This window comes from Dactylosporangium cerinum, assembly GCF_042653625.1.
Taxonomy (GTDB): Bacteria; Actinomycetota; Actinomycetes; order Mycobacteriales; family Micromonosporaceae; genus Dactylosporangium; species Dactylosporangium cerinum.
In genome coordinates, this window is sequence record NZ_JBHSIU010000011.1 from 216,738 (window position 1) to 230,783 (window position 14,046).

Sequence of the window (14,046 nt, forward strand, 5' to 3'; positions counted from 1 at the left end):
CTCCGCAACGTCACACCTGCCGCCGCTTCGTGTGAGCGTTAACACAAGCCTGAGAGGACCCACACCCCATGGCTCAACCCAGCGTCAGCCGCCGCCGGCTGCTGCAGACCACCGGCGCCGTCGCCGTCGCCTCCGCCACCGCGCCCCTGCTCGGCGGCGCGACCGCCGCCTCCGCCGTCGTGGCCCCGGCGCGCGCCGACATTGGCGTGTCCGCATACGCGTTCGACCTCGGGCAGGTGCAGCTGAGCACCGGCCGCTGGCTGGACAACCAGAACCGGACCCTGGCCTACCTGCGCTTCGTCGACGTCAACCGGCTGCTCTACAACTTCCGGGCCAACCACCGGCTGTCCACGAACGGCGCCGCCGCGACCGGCGGCTGGGACGCACCCAACTTCCCGTTCCGCACCCACATGCAGGGCCACCTGCTGACCGCGTGGGCCCAGGCCTACGCCGTGCTCGGCGACACCACCTGCCGGGACAAGGCCGCCGCCATGGTCGCCGGGCTGGCCGCCTGCCAGGCCAACAACGCCGCCGCCGGCTTCAGCACGGGCTACCTGTCCGGCTTCCCGGAGTCCGACTTCACCGCCCTGGAGGGCGGCACCCTCAGCAACGGCAACGTCCCCTGGTACTGCATCCACAAGACCCTGGCCGGCCTGCTGGACGTGTGGCGGCTCATCGGCAGCACCCAGGCCCGCGACGTGCTGCTCGCCCTCGCCGGCTGGGTCGACTGGCGCACCGGCCGGCTCAGCGCCAGCCAGCAGCAGACCACGCTCAACGTCGAGTTCGGCGGCATGAACGCCGTGCTGACCGACCTGTACCAGCAGACCGGCGACAGCCGCTGGCTCACCGCCGCGCAGCGCTTCGACCACGCGGCCGTGTTCAACCCCCTCGCGTCCAACTCCGACCAGCTCAACGGGTTGCACGCCAACACCCAGGTGCCGAAGTGGATCGGTGCGGCCCGCGAATACAAGGCGACCGGCACCACCCGCTACCGCGACATCGCCGCGAACGCCTGGAGCATCACCACCGCCGCGCACACGTACGTCATCGGCGGCAACAGCCAGGCAGAGCACTTCCGGGCGGCCAACGCGATCGCCGCGTACCTGACCAACGACACGTGCGAGCAGTGCAACACGTACAACATGCTGAAACTGACGCGCGAGCTGTGGCTGCTGGACCCGAACAACGCCGCCTACTTCGACTTCTACGAGTGGGCCCTGCTCAACCACCTCATCGGCGCGCAGAACCCGGCCGACAGCCACGGCCACGTCACCTACTTCACGCCGCTGAAGCCGGGCGGCCGGCGCGGCGTCGGCCCGGCGTGGGGCGGCGGCACCTGGAGCACCGACTACGACAGTTTCTGGTGCTGCCAGGGCACCGGCGTGGAGACCAACACGAAGCTGATGGACTCCATCTACTTCTACAACGGCACCACGCTGACCGTGAACCTGTTCGCGCCGTCGGTGCTGACCTGGTCGCAGCGCGGGATCACGGTCACGCAGAGCACCACGTTCCCGGTCAGCGACACCACCACGCTGCAGGTGACCGGCAGCGTCGGCGGCTCCTGGACCATGCGCATCCGCATCCCCGGGTGGACCACCGGCGCGACCGTCAGCGTCAACGGCACCGTGCAGAGCATCACGACCACCCCCGGGACGTACGCGACCCTGACCCGCTCCTGGACCTCCGGCGACACCGTCACCGTCCGGCTGCCCATGCAGGTCGCCGTGCGGCCCGCCAACGACAACGCCAACGTCGTCGCCGTCACCTACGGCCCGGTCGTCCTGGCCGGCAACTACGGCAACACGACCCTGTCCGCGCTGCCGGCGCTGACCACGTCATCGGTCACCAGGACCGGCTCGGGCTCGCTGGCCTTCACCGCCACCGCCGGCGGCACCACGGTCGCCCTCAACCCGTTCCAGGACGCGCACGGCTACAACTACACCGTCTACTGGAGCGCCAACGGCCAGGGCGGCGGCACCGGCGTCGCCAACTACCGGCTCGTCAACGCGGCCAGCGGCCTCGTCCTCGGCGTGCAGGACATGTCGACCGCCGACGGCGGCCTGGCGTTGCAGTGGACCGACAGCGGCACCGCCGACCACAACTGGGAGCTCGTCGTCGACGGCACCGCGGTCCGGCTGCGCAACCTCAACTCCGGCAAGGTCCTCGGCGTGCAGAACATGTCGACCGCCGACAACGCCGTGGTCCTGCAGTGGACCGACAACGGCACCGCCGACCACCGCTGGACCCTCGTCGACAACGGCGACGGCGGCCACAAGATCCGCAACGTCAACAGTGGCAAGCTCCTCGCCATCCAGGGCGGCTCCACCGCCAACGGCGCGCAGGCGGTCCAGGCACCCGACGACGGCACCACCGACAACCTGTGGCGCTTCGTGCCCAACGGCACGCGACGCATCCAGAACCTCGGCAGCGGCCTCGTCCTCGGCGTGACGAACATGTCCACCGCCAGCGGCGCCCTGGTCCTGCAGTGGGGCGACACCGGCACCGCCGACCACCTGTGGACCGCCGTCGTGGACACCGGCGGCTACCTCCGGCTGCGCAACGCCAACAGCGGCCTGGTCCTCGGCGTCGAGAACGCCGGCACCGCCAACGGCGCCCGCGCCGTGCAACTGCCCGACACCTCCGCCGCCGATCGGCGCTGGCGGCTGCGGGCCGGGGCGAACGGCTACTTCCGCATCCAGTCCGCGAACGGCGGGCGGGTCCTCGGCGTCAACGGTGCCTCCACCGCCCAGGGCGCCCAGGTCCTCATCTGGGACGACAACGGCACCAACGACCACCTCTGGCGATTCGTGTAGGTGGGGTTTGCGATTCGCGCGGGTCGGGACGTATCTCCGCGAACCGCAACCCCCGGTACTTGGAGGCATCAGATGACCGTCGGCGGCATCATCTCCGCGATCGTCGTGGGCTTGATCATCGGCGCGCTGGGGCGCCTGGTCGTGCCCGGCAAGCAGAACATTCCGATCTGGCTGACCATCGTCATCGGCATCGTCGCCGCGCTGATCGGCACCGCCATCGCCCGCGGGGCCGGCTGGGCCGACACCGACGGCGTGGACTGGATCGAGATCGCCATCCAGGTCGTCCTTGCCGCGATCGGCGTCTGGGGGGTCGCGGGCTTCTACGGCCGTCGCAGGGTGTAACGGCCATTCACCGACGTCACGATGCAGCGGCGGCGCGGGCCATTCGGCCCGCGCCGCCGCCGTGACTCGTAGGGTGGACGGCGGACCGGACTGGGACGCGTCGGAGGACGGCGGCGTCACCTGGCGCAAGGACTTCGACCTGATCTTCGACCGGGCCACGGACGCCTGAGCAATCGCGCCGGATCCGATGGAACCGATCGGCTGACATCCACGTGTAACCGGATATGGACGCGAACGTGTCACACGTTCGGTCCCGCGGTGTCCGGCCCCTGCGCGCGTTCGGCGACGCGGCCCGGCGCGGTCGTCGTGTTCGCCGAAGACGCGGAGCTGCGCGGCGACGACGCCCTGGTGCCGTTCGGGTTCGCCGGCGACGGCCGGGTGCTGCGGGTCGTGCCGGCGCCGAACGGCGGTGTCGCGGCCCTGGTCCGCCGCCCGCGGCCGGGCGGTGCGGCCTGTGCGGGCGAGACCGAGCTGCGGCTGGAGACCTTCGCCGCCGACGGCGCCCCGGGGCTGTCCCGGGAGGTCGGCGGCGAGTGCCACCCCGTCGAGCTGATCGGCGTCGACTACTTCCGCGCCTTCCTCCGCCGGGGCAACGCCGTCATGGCGCACACGCTCGCCGACGGGTCGGAGACGAAGGTGACCGACGTCGCCATCGACCTGGGCTTCACCGCCAGGCCCAGCGGCGCCGGGCTGGTCGCCCAGCTGGACCACGGTCGCGTGCTGTTCAGTGACGCCGCGACCTGCGAGGGCACGCCGAGGGTCGCCGTCTACGACGTGCCCACCGGCCGGACGACGACCGTCGCGCCGCCGACGCCGTGCGACAGCCACACCGTCGTGCGGTTGTCGCCGGACGGCCGCCTCCTCGCCGTCGCCTACCCGCGGGCGGGCCACCTCGTCATCGACGTCATCGACGTCGCGTCCGGGCGGTTGCGCCACCGGGCGGACGTCGGTGCCGCCGCCAATCCCGTCGCCGTCGCCTGGCACTCCGACCAGGCGCTGCGACTGGCCTGGTATCCGGCACCGACGTCGGGAAAGGCGCTGCTCGAGGACGTGCTGCGGGTCTCCGTCACGACGCTTCGGTGACCCTCCGCGCCAGGCGCCGTTCGGCCAGTGCGGCGAGCAGCACGGCACCGTCGTACAGGACGTCGTCGTCGAAGACCACGCGCGGCGAGTGGTTGTGGTGCACCACCGGCTGGTCGTCGCCGCCCGCGGCGCCGAGGAAGAGATAGGCGCCCGGCACCCGCTGCAACACGAGGGAGAAGTCCTCCGAGCCAGGGTCGGGGTGCTCCATGTGGTGGAACCGATCGGTGCCGAAGAGGCCGGTGACGGTGTCGGCGACGAACGCGAACTCGGCGTCGTCGTTCACGGTCACCGGGTATTCGGTCTCGAAACGTACGTCGGCGTGCAGCCCGTGTGCGGCCGCGATGCCCTCGCACAGCCGGACCGAGTCCTCGGCGATCTGCTTCGCGGCGTCGGCGCTGAAGGTGCGCACGGTGGCCTCGAAGACCGCCTCGTCGGGGATGACGTTGCGCAAGGTGCCCGCGTGGAAGGCGCCGACCGTCACGACCACCGGCTCGAACGGGCTGAACCGGCGCCCGACCATCGTCTGCAGCGCCAGCACCATCTCGCAGGCGGCCGGGATCGGGTCGCGGGCGTCGTGCGGCGCCGAACCGTGCCCGCCCGCGCCGACGACCCGCACGAACAGCCCCGCAGCGGCGGACATCAGCGGCCCGGGCCGGCCCGCGAAGACGCCCCGCGGGAAGTCGGTCACCACATGCAGCCCGTAGGCGGCGTCGGCCGGCCGCCCGGCGGCCTCCAGCACCCCCTCGTCGATCATCAACCCGGCGCCGTTGTGCCCCTCCTCGCCCGGCTGGAACATGAACACGACGTCGCCGGCGAGCTCCTCGCGCCGCGCGGCGAGCAGGTGCGCCGCCCCGACCAGACCGGCGGTGTGCAGGTCATGACCGCAGGCGTGCATGACGCCGGGGACCGCGGACGCGAACGGCACGTCGGCCAGCTCGGCGACCGGCAGGGCATCCATGTCACCGCGCAGGAGCACCACCGGCCCGGGCCGCCCGCCGCGCAGCACCGCCGTGACCGACGACAGCGCGGTCCCGGTGCTCACCTCCAGCGGTAGGCCCTCCAGCGCCGCGAGGACCCGCCGCTGGGTGTGCGGCAGGTCCAAGCCGATCTCGGGGTGGCGGTGCAGGTCGCGGCGCAGCTCGATGAGGTCTTCACGCAGTCCCATCCCTGAGACGGTACCGCCCGGGCCCGCGTCCATCAGGACATCCGTTTCCGTCTGTCCCGCGCAGGGTAACCGCGTGCACACGCGACGGACGATCGGAGCACGACCGGTGACCGAACCAGGCACGCCCAGCACGCCCCGCAGCCGGTGGTACCCGAGCCGGCTGCTGCAGTGGTACGCCCGAGCCGTCGTCGCGCTGCGCTGGCTGATCGTCGCGTTCTGGGTGGCCGCGGTCGCTGCGACGGTCGCCTGGTTCCCGGCGTACGGCACCGGCGGCAACGACCTGGAGCAGCTGATCGCGGTGGACAACCCAGCGGTCCGCAGCGAGCTGCAGTCCCTCGACAAGTTCGGGTTCCCCGTGCTGAGCCGGGTCGCCGTGGTGCAGCGCAACCCGGCCGGGCTGTCGACCGCGACGCAGACGAAGGCGGTCGCGCGGGCCAAGGCGGTCACCGACGGCGCCTACCCGGACGCCAAGCCGATCGTCGCCGCGGTGCCGGTCATGAACACCCTCGGGCTGTTCCCCGGCTCCGCCGAGGACGGCACGACCATCGTGACGTTGCTGTTCACCGACCCGAGCGTGACGTTCGCCGGCCAGCACGAGGCGGCCGAACAGTTCGTGGCGAACCACTTCGACGCCGACGACGGCGTGGTCGGCATCACCGGATCCGTGCCGGCCCGGGTCGAGCAGACCCGCATCGTGCTGTCGTCCCTGCCGAGGCTCGAAATCATCACCGTCATCGCGGTGTTCCTGATCATCGCGTTCGTGTTCCGCTCGTTCGTCGCGCCGGTCCTGGCCCTCGCGGTCGCCGGCGTCGCGATCATCCTCACGCTGCACATCGGCGGCGCGGCCGCGGTCCGGCTGGGGGTGCCGGTCCCGCAGGAGACCCAGCCGCTCCTGGTCGCGCTGCTGCTCGGGGTCGTGACCGACTATGTGGTCTTCTATTTCTCCGCGGTGCGGACACAGCTGGCCGAAGGCGCGTCCCGGCTCGACGCGGCCCGGCAGGCCACCGCCCGGTTCACCCCGATCATCGCGACCGCCGGGGCGACCGCCGCCGCCGGCACCGGCGCGCTGCTCGTCGCCGACTCACCGGCGTTCCGGGCGTTCGGGCCGGGCATGGCCCTCGCGATCCTCATCGGCATGCTCGTCGCGATCACCCTGGTGCCGGCGCTGCTGGCGATCGTCGGCTCCGCCGCGTTCTGGGCCCCGTTCCGCCGGCGGACCCGCGTCGCCGCCGCCGCGCTGCCGGAACGCCCCCGCAAGGGCTGGTCGTGGCTGCTCACCCGCCGCTGGTTCGCCGCGCCGATGCTGCTGCTGTGCGTCGCCGCCCTGCTCACCATGGCCGCCCCGGCGCTGCACATGCGGCTCGGCCTCTCGTTCGTCGAGGCACTGCCGACGAACCACCCGGCCCGCCAGGCGGCCACCCAGGCGGAGACCGGTTTCGCGGACGGCATCCTGTCACCCACCGAGCTGCTGGTGCAGGGCACCGGCGTCGCCGACCGGGCCACCGAACTGGCCGCCCTGCAACAGGCGCTCACCCAGGTGCCGGGGGTCGCCGGCGTCCTCGGACCCGCCACCGGCGAACTCCCACCGGGCTTCAACCTGTTCCGGGCCGAGGACGGCACCGCCGTGCGGTTCCTGCTGGTCCTGTCCGACGAACCACTCGGCGCCACCGCCGTGCAGACCCTGACCCGGCTGGACCGCGACCTGCCCGGCCTGCTGCGCACCGCCGGCCTCGACGGCACCCAGGCCAGCATGGGCGGCGACACCGCCGTCGCCAAGGTCATCGTCGACCAGACGATCCACGACCTCGGCCGTATCGCCGTCGCGGCCCTCATCGCCAACCTCGTGTTCCTGATGCTGTTCCTGCGCGCGCTCATCGCCCCGCTCGGCCTGCTCGCCTGCAGCGTCCTGGCCATCGGCGCCACCCTTGGCCTGACGACCTGGCTCTTCCAGGACGTCTACCACGCCGACGGGCTCACCTTCTACGTCCCGTTCGCGGCGGCCGTCCTGCTGGTGGCACTCGGCTCGGACTACAACATCTTCGGCATCGGACCGGCCTGGCGCGAGGCCCGCGGCCGCCCGTTGCGCGAGGCGCTCGCGATCACGCTGCCACAGTCGGCACACGCCATCCGTACCGCGGCCATCACCCTCGCGGTGAGCCTCGGCCTGCTCGCCCTCGTGCCGTTGCGACCCTTCCGGGAACTCGCGTTCGCCCTGGCGGTCGGCATCCTCATCGACGCCTTCATCGTGCGCTCCCTACTGGCCCCGATGCTGCTGTCCATGCTGGGCCGCGCGGTCGAACCCGCGTCCGCCACCGAACAGCCGCCCGTCGTCCCCGCGGCGCGGGCACCGGAGCCCGCGGTCCTGTCGACGGAGGCGCCGCCCGAACGGGCCTGAGCGGGGTCGCGGGCGCTCGGGTCGGCGCGGTACCGTCACCGGGTCGACCGATGTGCGACTAGGGTTCCGCCGGGCAGCTTCCCGGGGCTGGTCCGAGCGTCGTGACTGCGATAGCTGCAGACACCTTGAAGGACAAAATCCTGGGGGGTTACGTCGGCACGGTTTTTTCGTGCCCACGTGAGCCTCGAGGTGCTGCCATGCCTGCCGTGCTGTCCGTCCTGCTGTCCCGCCGCGCGTTCCCCGTCGCCTGCAGTTCCCTGATCGCCAGGCTGCCCAAGGGCATCACACCGCTGGCGGTCGTCATCCTCATCCACCAGACGACCGGCTCCTACGCGATCGCCGGGGCCATCGCCGCCGGGACCGCGTTCGGCGACGCCCTGACCACGCCGGTCCAGGGCCGCCTGCTCGACCGGTTCGGCCGCGGCGCGATCCTGATCCCGTCGGCCGTGGTGTACGCGGTCGCGCTGGCCCTGCTGCCCCTGCTGGCGCTGCGCCACGCGCCGGCCGCCGCCCTGTTCGCCTGCGCCCTGCTCGCCGGCTCGGGGTTCCCACCGATCTCCGGCAGCATGAAGGCGCTGTGGCCACGGCTCGTCACGGACAGCGCAGCCGTCGGCACCGCGTACGCCGCCGAATCCCTGATCCAGCAGATCCTGCTGCTGATCGCGCCATTGCTGGCCAGCGCGCTGATCGCCTGGTTCGCGCCGGCCGCCGCCCTGTGGGCCGCGGCGGCCGCGACCCTGCTCGGCACGGTGTCGTTCGTGGCCTTCGCCGCCCGCGTCGACGCGGGCACGGCACCGGGGGCGCACCGCTCCGGCAGCGCCCTGCGGGTGCCGGCCATCCGGGTGCTGGTCGGCGCAACCCTGGTGCAGGGCCTGATCTTCGGCGCCCTTCCCGTCGTGCTGTCCGGCCTGGCCGCGCACGCCGGAGCACCCGACGTCGCCGGGCTGCTGCTGGCCGCCTGGATCTGCGGTGGCGTGCTCGGCAGCTTCCGCGCCTCCCGGGCCGCGTTTCCGTCAGCCCTGGCCCGGCTCGCCGCCGCGCTGGCGGCACCGGCGGTCGTGGCGGCGGCCACCGGTGGCCGGCTCGTGCCGGTGGCGCTCGCGTTCGGCGTGGCCGGCCTGTTCCTCACCCCGGTCGCCGCCGCCAGCTACGTCATCGTCGACGACACCGCCCCGCCCGGGCGCCGCACCGAGGCGTTCACCTGGCTGTCGACCGCCCTGGCGGTCGGCGGCTCGGCCGGTTCGGCGCTCGCGGGGGCGAGCATCGACGGGCTCGGCATCCTGCCCGCGGTGTTCCTGCCCACGGCCGCCGCGGGCCTCGCGACCCTGGTCGCCACCCGTCTCAGGAGGTGGGGCCGGGGGCCCGCACACCGTGAAGAAGCAGCGTGATCAGGCGGGTCGCGAGCGCGCGCTGCCCCTCCTCGCCGGCGATCATGGTCACGCCGCCGAGCGCCATCAGCACGTCGTTGGCGTCGACGCCGGGCCGGATCGCGCCGGCGGCCGCGCCGGCGTCGAGGAGCGTGGCGATCGCGGCGCGCAGCCGGGCGCGGGTGTGCAGGCGGTCCGCCTCGGACAGCAGCACCGGCCGCAGCAGGTCGGCCATGCCGTGCTTGGCGGCCATGAAGTCGACGAACCGCTCCATCCAGGTCTGCAGCGCGTCCGCCGGGCCGAGTGTCCGCAGCAGCTCGGCGGCGGCGTCGCACAGCACGGTGACCTCGTGCTCGTAGACCGCCTCGACCAGTGCCTCGCGGGTCGGGAAGTGCCGGTAGAGGGTGCCCACGCCCACGCCGGCCGCCTTGGCGACGGCCTTGAGCGACGTCTGGGTCCCGTCCCGGGCGAAGGCCGCGGCGGCGACCGTCAGCAGTCGCTGCTGGTTGCCGCGGGCGTCGGCCCGCAGCGGCCGGTCGGTCATCGCATCCTCCGTCGAGCTCCGTCGGGTGGTAAACGGACGCGGGTCCGGTTACGCTCGGAGCTAACCGGACGCGGGTCCGGTTCTAGCGTAACTCCCACGGAGGTGCTGCCATGCCCATCCCATTCGGTGCCACGTCCACGGCGGCCGAGGTCCTTGCCGGCGTCGACCTCAGCGGCAAGCGCATGATCGTGACCGGCGCGTCGTCCGGTCTCGGCGCCGAGACCGCCCGGGCCCTCGCCGCAGCCGGTGCCGAGGTCACCCTCGCCGTCCGGGACGTCGCCGCCGGTTCGCGGGTCGCCGCCGCCACGGCCGGCCGCGTGCTCGTCGCCCCGCTCGACCTCGCCGACCCCGGTTCGGTGGCCGCGTTCGTCGCCGGCTGGTCCGGCCCGCTGCACGCGCTGGTCAACAACGCCGGGATCATGGCGCCCCCGTTGCTGCGCACCGCGCAGGGCTGGGAGCTGCAGTTCGCCGTCAACCACCTCGGGCACTTCGCGCTCGCGACCGGGCTGCACGCCGCCCTCGCCGCCGCCGGCCCGTCCCGGGTCGTCGTCGTCAGCTCGGTCGGCCACGTCAACGCCGGGGTCGACTTCGACGACGTCAACTTCGACCGCCGCCCGTACGACCCGTGGCTGGCCTACGGCCAGTCCAAGACGGCCAACGTCCTGTTCGCGGTGGAAGCGGCCCGGCGGTGGGCCGGCGACGGCATCGCGGTCAACGCACTCAACCCGGGCCGGATCACCGCGACCAACCTCGGCCGGCACGTCGGCGACCTCGGCAACGCACCGGCGTCGTTCGACCCCACCAGCACCGACGTGTCCTGGAAGAGCATCGAGCAGGGCGCGGCCACCTCGGTCCTGCTGGCCGGCTCCCCACTGGTGGACGGCGTCACCGGCCGCTACTTCGAGGACTGCCAGGAAGCCGGCCCGCACCAGCCGGGCATCCGCCGCGGCGTGGCGGCCTACGCCCTGGACCCTGCTGCCGCCGCCCGGCTGTGGCAGCTCTCGACCGAGCTGTCACGACTGGGATGATCGACGGGACAGGCTGGGCAGGGCCGGTGCGGGATGATGCATCGGCGGGCATCGCCACAGACTCGGGGGAGCGCCATGGATGAGCGTGCGTCGGACTTCGTCACCGCCTTCAAGGTGTTCCTCGAGGAGGTCGTCAGCCAGCACCAGGCCCGGCAGGACGATCACGGCCCGGCGCTCCTGCCGGTCCTGAGCGAACACCTCGGCGCCGACCCGCGCCGGTTGCCCGTCGTCACCGAGGACGTCCCGCCGCACCAGCTCGCCGACCTCGACATCGCGCTCGACGAGGTGCAGCGCCGCGGCGAAGCGCACGAGATCATCGGGGTCGGTGGCGGGGAGCAGCGCCGGCACCAGTCGCTGAGCGAGATCCTGCACAACGCCGGGCGGTACGGGCAGTACCCCGTCGCCGCCGTGGACTACGCCAGCATCGCCACCGGGCCGGAGACGTCGCGTCAGGCCGTGTCGTTCGGACTGCGGCTGTTCGTGTACGACGGAGCGCCGGTCGCGGTGTTGCAACGCTCGGCCGATCTCCGCTTCGGTCAGCCCACGGCCCGGATGGAGATCGTCACCCCGGTCGACGGTGCCGCGGCGGAGCTGATCGAAACGGTCCGGGCGCTGATGCTGGAGCGTTCGGTGCTGCGCGGGCAGGTGCTGTCGCTGGGCGGTTCGGCGTACGAGCGCGGTGTCGGCCAGATCACGTTCCACCGCCGTCCCGCGGTGGGGCGAGGCGACATCATCCTGCCGGTGGGACTCCTGGAGCGGGTGCACCGCCACGTCGCCGGCATCGCCGCGCACCGGGACCGGCTGCGCTCCGCCGGGCAGCACCTCAAGCGCGGGCTCTTGCTGTACGGGCCGCCCGGCACCGGCAAGACCCACACCGTGCGGTACCTCCTGTCGAACCTCCCGGACGTCACTGTGGTGCTGCTGGCCGGCCCGGCGATCGCCTACGTCGCCGAGGCGGCCAAGATGGCGCGGGCGCTGCAGCCGGCCCTCGTCGTGCTCGAGGACTGCGACCTCGTCGCGGAGAACCGCGACCTGCAGCACGGGCCGCAGCCGCTGCTGTTCGAGGTCCTGGAGACCCTCGACGGCCTCGGCGACGACGCGGACGTCGCGTTCCTGCTCACCACCAACCGGATCGGCGTGCTGGAACCCGCCCTGGCGCAGCGCCCCGGCCGGGTCGACCTGGCGGTCGAGATCCCGCTGCCCGACGAGGAGGCCCGCCGCCGCCTCATGCGCCTGTACGCCCGCGACCTGCCGTTCACGCCGGCCGCCCTGGACCGCGCCGCCGAACGAGCGGTGGGGGTCACCGCGTCGTTCGTGAAGGAACTGCTGCGCCGCTCGGTGCTCATCGCCGCGGAGTCCGGCCACGACCCGGGCGACGACGACCTGGCCGCCGCCCTGGACGAGATGCTGTCGCAGGCCGAGGCGGTCACCCGCGCACTGCTCGGCACCACCGCGTAGCACCGCTACGGCGGTCCGTGACCTGTGGGTCATCGGCAGCGAACCTGACCCGGGATCAACTGTCAGCGCAGCTCGATCTTGAAGCTGGTGTCCTTGTCGAGCAGCCCACCGAACGGGTCGACCACCAGCCGCACCGGACCGTCGCCCCGGCAGGTCAGTGCCCAGGTGCCGGTGACCACACTGCCGGCCCGATGCGTCCCGGTCGGAAAGCCGGGGTCGGCGCTCACCTTGCAACTCGCGGCCGCGGTGCCGGCCCTGACCGTCGTGGAGGTCCACAGGGTGGTCGTGGTGCCGCCGTAGGTGCCGGCGAGCACCAGAGCGATCCGGTCGCCGGTGCGGGTGGCCGAGCGCACCTCGATCTGCAGCACGTGGGCCGGCTTCGGGGCGGTGAACGTCGCCTGCAAGCTCACCGGCGCCGTGGACGTCGGTGACGTCGCCGGTCCGGGCGTCGCGGCCGTGGCCGGCTGCCCCGTACGGCCGGTGCCACCCGGCCGGTGGTCCGTGCCGCACCCGCTGAGCGCCAGCAGCGCGACCAGCAACCCGGAAACCGCTGAACCGTGTCGACGCATCACCACTCCCTCGATTCGCGTGAACCGCAGGTTCAGGATGGCGATGAGGTGCGACTCGGGACCACGAGCGACGTCGATTTTTGTCGTTGCCGCAACAACCGGGGCCGGCTTGAACCGGACGCCGTTTCGGGACGTGGACATCGGCCGGAGTACGCCACCGGCCGCATACGGCGTCGACGGTCACGGACCGCCGTGGCAATTCAGCCGTCGCCGAAGAGCTGCTCGTCCAGGCCGGTCAACTTCGGCGCTTCGGTGGCGAACGACATGGATCGTCATCGTGATGAAACCCGGTCGGCCTGACGTTGGTTCACAGGATGTCGGCATGGGGCAGGTACGGTGTGAGCGGGCCGGTGTCGCCCTGACGGAACAGCGGCCCCATCGGGGCAAGGCTCAGCCCCGCGCGGTGCACCACGTCGATCGCCCACTGCTGATCGGCCCGGAGGATCTCCACCGTCACGGCGTGTTCACCGCTCTCGGCGAGCGCCGCCCAGAGCAGCGCCACGGCGGCGGCGGTGCTCGTGGCAGCCAGCATCTTCGGCGTACCGGCGTCGATCAGTACGTAACCTCGCTCCCGGCGATCGTCAAGCACCAGCAGCCGCGCACCGGCGCTCAGCAACACCTCGAGGTCCGGGCCGTGCGCCGCGCCGCGGACGTGGCGGTCGACCTCGGCGGCGAGGTCCAGGTCGTCAGCGCCACCGGCGCGGGCCCGGCCCGCGGCCGGCAGCGCGGCACGGCGCACCACGCCGGTCGCCTGCATGGCCGGTTCGAGCGCGAACCCGGCCCGCTGGTAGCACCGCATCGCCTGCGGATCCAGCGATGAGTGCAGCAGCCGGCCGCGCGCGTCGGGGCCGTGACGCAACGCCGCTTCGAGCAGTCGCCGGCCGACGCCGCGGCCCTGCCGGCCCGGCCGGACGTGCAGGTGCGCCAGGTACCACAGTCCTTCGCGCAGCCCGGCCATCGCCGCACCGCACACCTGGCCGTCCACCGTGGCGACCCACGCGCCGGCGGCGTCCAGGTCGAGCAGTTGCCCCACGATGGCGGCGCCGCTGCTCGAGCTCGGCGCGGCCGGCAGGCCATCGGGCTCCGCGGGTGCGCCGAGGCGCCGCTGCAGGTCATCGAGCGCGGCCCGGGTCGACTCGCGCATGCCCGGCCGGTCCGCCGTGGTCATGGGCCGGATGGTCAGATCGTCGTCCATCGCGGGTCAGCCGCCCACGCGGCGCAGGACATCCCGGTGTGCCCGCTCCACCTCACTGTTCACAGCGGAGGCGGCCTTCATCTG

General features: G+C 72.8%; 11 protein-coding genes. 7 read left to right on the plus strand and 4 right to left on the minus strand.

Annotation, left to right across the window (positions count from 1 at the left end; translation table 11 throughout):
- Window positions 1-68 precede the first annotated feature (68 nt).
- The 3 genes from ACFPIJ_RS09890 to ACFPIJ_RS09900 all read left to right on the plus strand — a co-directional run bounded on the left by ACFPIJ_RS09890 (window position 69) and on the right by ACFPIJ_RS09900 (window position 4,241).
- Window positions 69-2,816 carry a beta-L-arabinofuranosidase domain-containing protein gene (locus ACFPIJ_RS09890; RefSeq protein ID WP_380114396.1) on the plus strand — a complete coding sequence of 916 codons (2,748 nt, stop codon included), beginning with the start codon at window positions 69-71 and terminating at the stop codon, window positions 2,814-2,816.
- 72 nt (window positions 2,817-2,888) lie between these two features.
- On the plus strand, window positions 2,889-3,158 hold the full coding sequence (locus ACFPIJ_RS09895) for a GlsB/YeaQ/YmgE family stress response membrane protein (RefSeq protein ID WP_380114397.1): 270 nt from the start codon (window positions 2,889-2,891) through the stop codon (window positions 3,156-3,158).
- A 258-nt stretch (window positions 3,159-3,416) separates the two neighbouring features.
- A complete protein-coding gene (locus tag ACFPIJ_RS09900; protein ID WP_380114398.1) occupies window positions 3,417-4,241 on the plus strand; it encodes a TolB-like translocation protein in 825 nt (274 codons plus the stop codon).
- On the opposite strand, the gene ACFPIJ_RS09905 is transcribed toward ACFPIJ_RS09900, so the two are convergent.
- Complete coding sequence (locus tag ACFPIJ_RS09905; RefSeq protein WP_380114399.1) at window positions 4,225-5,406, minus strand: M20 metallopeptidase family protein; 1,182 nt, start codon at window positions 5,404-5,406, stop codon at window positions 4,225-4,227. The genes ACFPIJ_RS09900 and ACFPIJ_RS09905 overlap by 17 nt on opposite strands.
- 106 nt (window positions 5,407-5,512) lie before the next feature.
- On the opposite strand from ACFPIJ_RS09905, the gene ACFPIJ_RS09910 reads away from it, so the two are divergent.
- Together ACFPIJ_RS09910 and ACFPIJ_RS09915 are read left to right on the plus strand one after the other, a co-directional pair.
- Window positions 5,513-7,801, plus strand: coding sequence for an MMPL family transporter (locus ACFPIJ_RS09910; protein ID WP_380114400.1), 2,289 nt, complete (start codon window positions 5,513-5,515; stop codon window positions 7,799-7,801).
- A 197-nt stretch (window positions 7,802-7,998) separates the two neighbouring features.
- Entirely contained in the window at window positions 7,999-9,189 is a 1,191-nt protein-coding gene (locus tag ACFPIJ_RS09915) for an MFS transporter (RefSeq protein WP_380114401.1), read from the plus strand.
- Here ACFPIJ_RS09915 and ACFPIJ_RS09920 read toward each other — a convergent pair.
- Entirely contained in the window at window positions 9,143-9,712 is a 570-nt protein-coding gene (locus ACFPIJ_RS09920) for a TetR/AcrR family transcriptional regulator (protein ID WP_380114402.1), read from the minus strand. The genes ACFPIJ_RS09915 and ACFPIJ_RS09920 overlap by 47 nt on opposite strands.
- Before the next feature lie 110 nt (window positions 9,713-9,822).
- Between ACFPIJ_RS09920 and ACFPIJ_RS09925 the strand changes: the two genes are divergently transcribed.
- Both ACFPIJ_RS09925 and ACFPIJ_RS09930 read left to right on the plus strand, forming a co-directional pair.
- Window positions 9,823-10,740: an SDR family NAD(P)-dependent oxidoreductase gene (locus tag ACFPIJ_RS09925; RefSeq protein ID WP_380114403.1), complete on the plus strand. Its 918-nt coding sequence runs from the start codon at window positions 9,823-9,825 to the stop codon at window positions 10,738-10,740.
- 75 nt (window positions 10,741-10,815) lie between these two features.
- Complete coding sequence (locus tag ACFPIJ_RS09930) at window positions 10,816-12,198, plus strand: AAA family ATPase (protein WP_380114404.1); 1,383 nt, start codon at window positions 10,816-10,818, stop codon at window positions 12,196-12,198.
- Window positions 12,199-12,260: 62 nt separating this feature from the next.
- Here the strand turns inward: ACFPIJ_RS09930 and ACFPIJ_RS09935 are convergent, their stop codons facing one another.
- Window positions 12,261-12,767, minus strand: a complete 507-nt coding sequence (locus ACFPIJ_RS09935; protein ID WP_380114405.1) for a hypothetical protein — start codon at window positions 12,765-12,767, stop codon at window positions 12,261-12,263.
- A gap of 307 nt (window positions 12,768-13,074) precedes the next feature.
- Window positions 13,075-13,935, minus strand: coding sequence for a GNAT family N-acetyltransferase (locus tag ACFPIJ_RS09940; protein WP_380114406.1), 861 nt, complete (start codon window positions 13,933-13,935; stop codon window positions 13,075-13,077).
- Between the last annotated feature and the right edge of the window lie 111 nt (window positions 13,936-14,046).

Bases quoted from the DNA above. Each gene is read 5' to 3' on its own strand.
- ACFPIJ_RS09890 (WP_380114396.1), top strand. From the start codon at position 69: ATGGCTCAACCCAGCGTCAGCCGCCGCCGGCTGCTGCAGACCACCGGC.
- ACFPIJ_RS09895 (WP_380114397.1), top strand. From the start codon at position 2,889: ATGACCGTCGGCGGCATCATCTCCGCGATCGTCGTGGGCTTGATCATC.
- ACFPIJ_RS09905 (WP_380114399.1), bottom strand. From the start codon at position 5,406: ATGGGACTGCGTGAAGACCTCATCGAGCTGCGCCGCGACCTGCACCGC.
- ACFPIJ_RS09915 (WP_380114401.1), top strand. From the start codon at position 7,999: ATGCCTGCCGTGCTGTCCGTCCTGCTGTCCCGCCGCGCGTTCCCCGTC.
- ACFPIJ_RS09920 (WP_380114402.1), bottom strand. From the start codon at position 9,712: ATGACCGACCGGCCGCTGCGGGCCGACGCCCGCGGCAACCAGCAGCGA.
- ACFPIJ_RS09925 (WP_380114403.1), top strand. From the start codon at position 9,823: ATGCCCATCCCATTCGGTGCCACGTCCACGGCGGCCGAGGTCCTTGCC.
- ACFPIJ_RS09930 (WP_380114404.1), top strand. From the start codon at position 10,816: ATGGATGAGCGTGCGTCGGACTTCGTCACCGCCTTCAAGGTGTTCCTC.
- ACFPIJ_RS09935 (WP_380114405.1), bottom strand. From the start codon at position 12,767: ATGCGTCGACACGGTTCAGCGGTTTCCGGGTTGCTGGTCGCGCTGCTG.
- ACFPIJ_RS09940 (WP_380114406.1), bottom strand. From the start codon at position 13,935: ATGACCACGGCGGACCGGCCGGGCATGCGCGAGTCGACCCGGGCCGCG.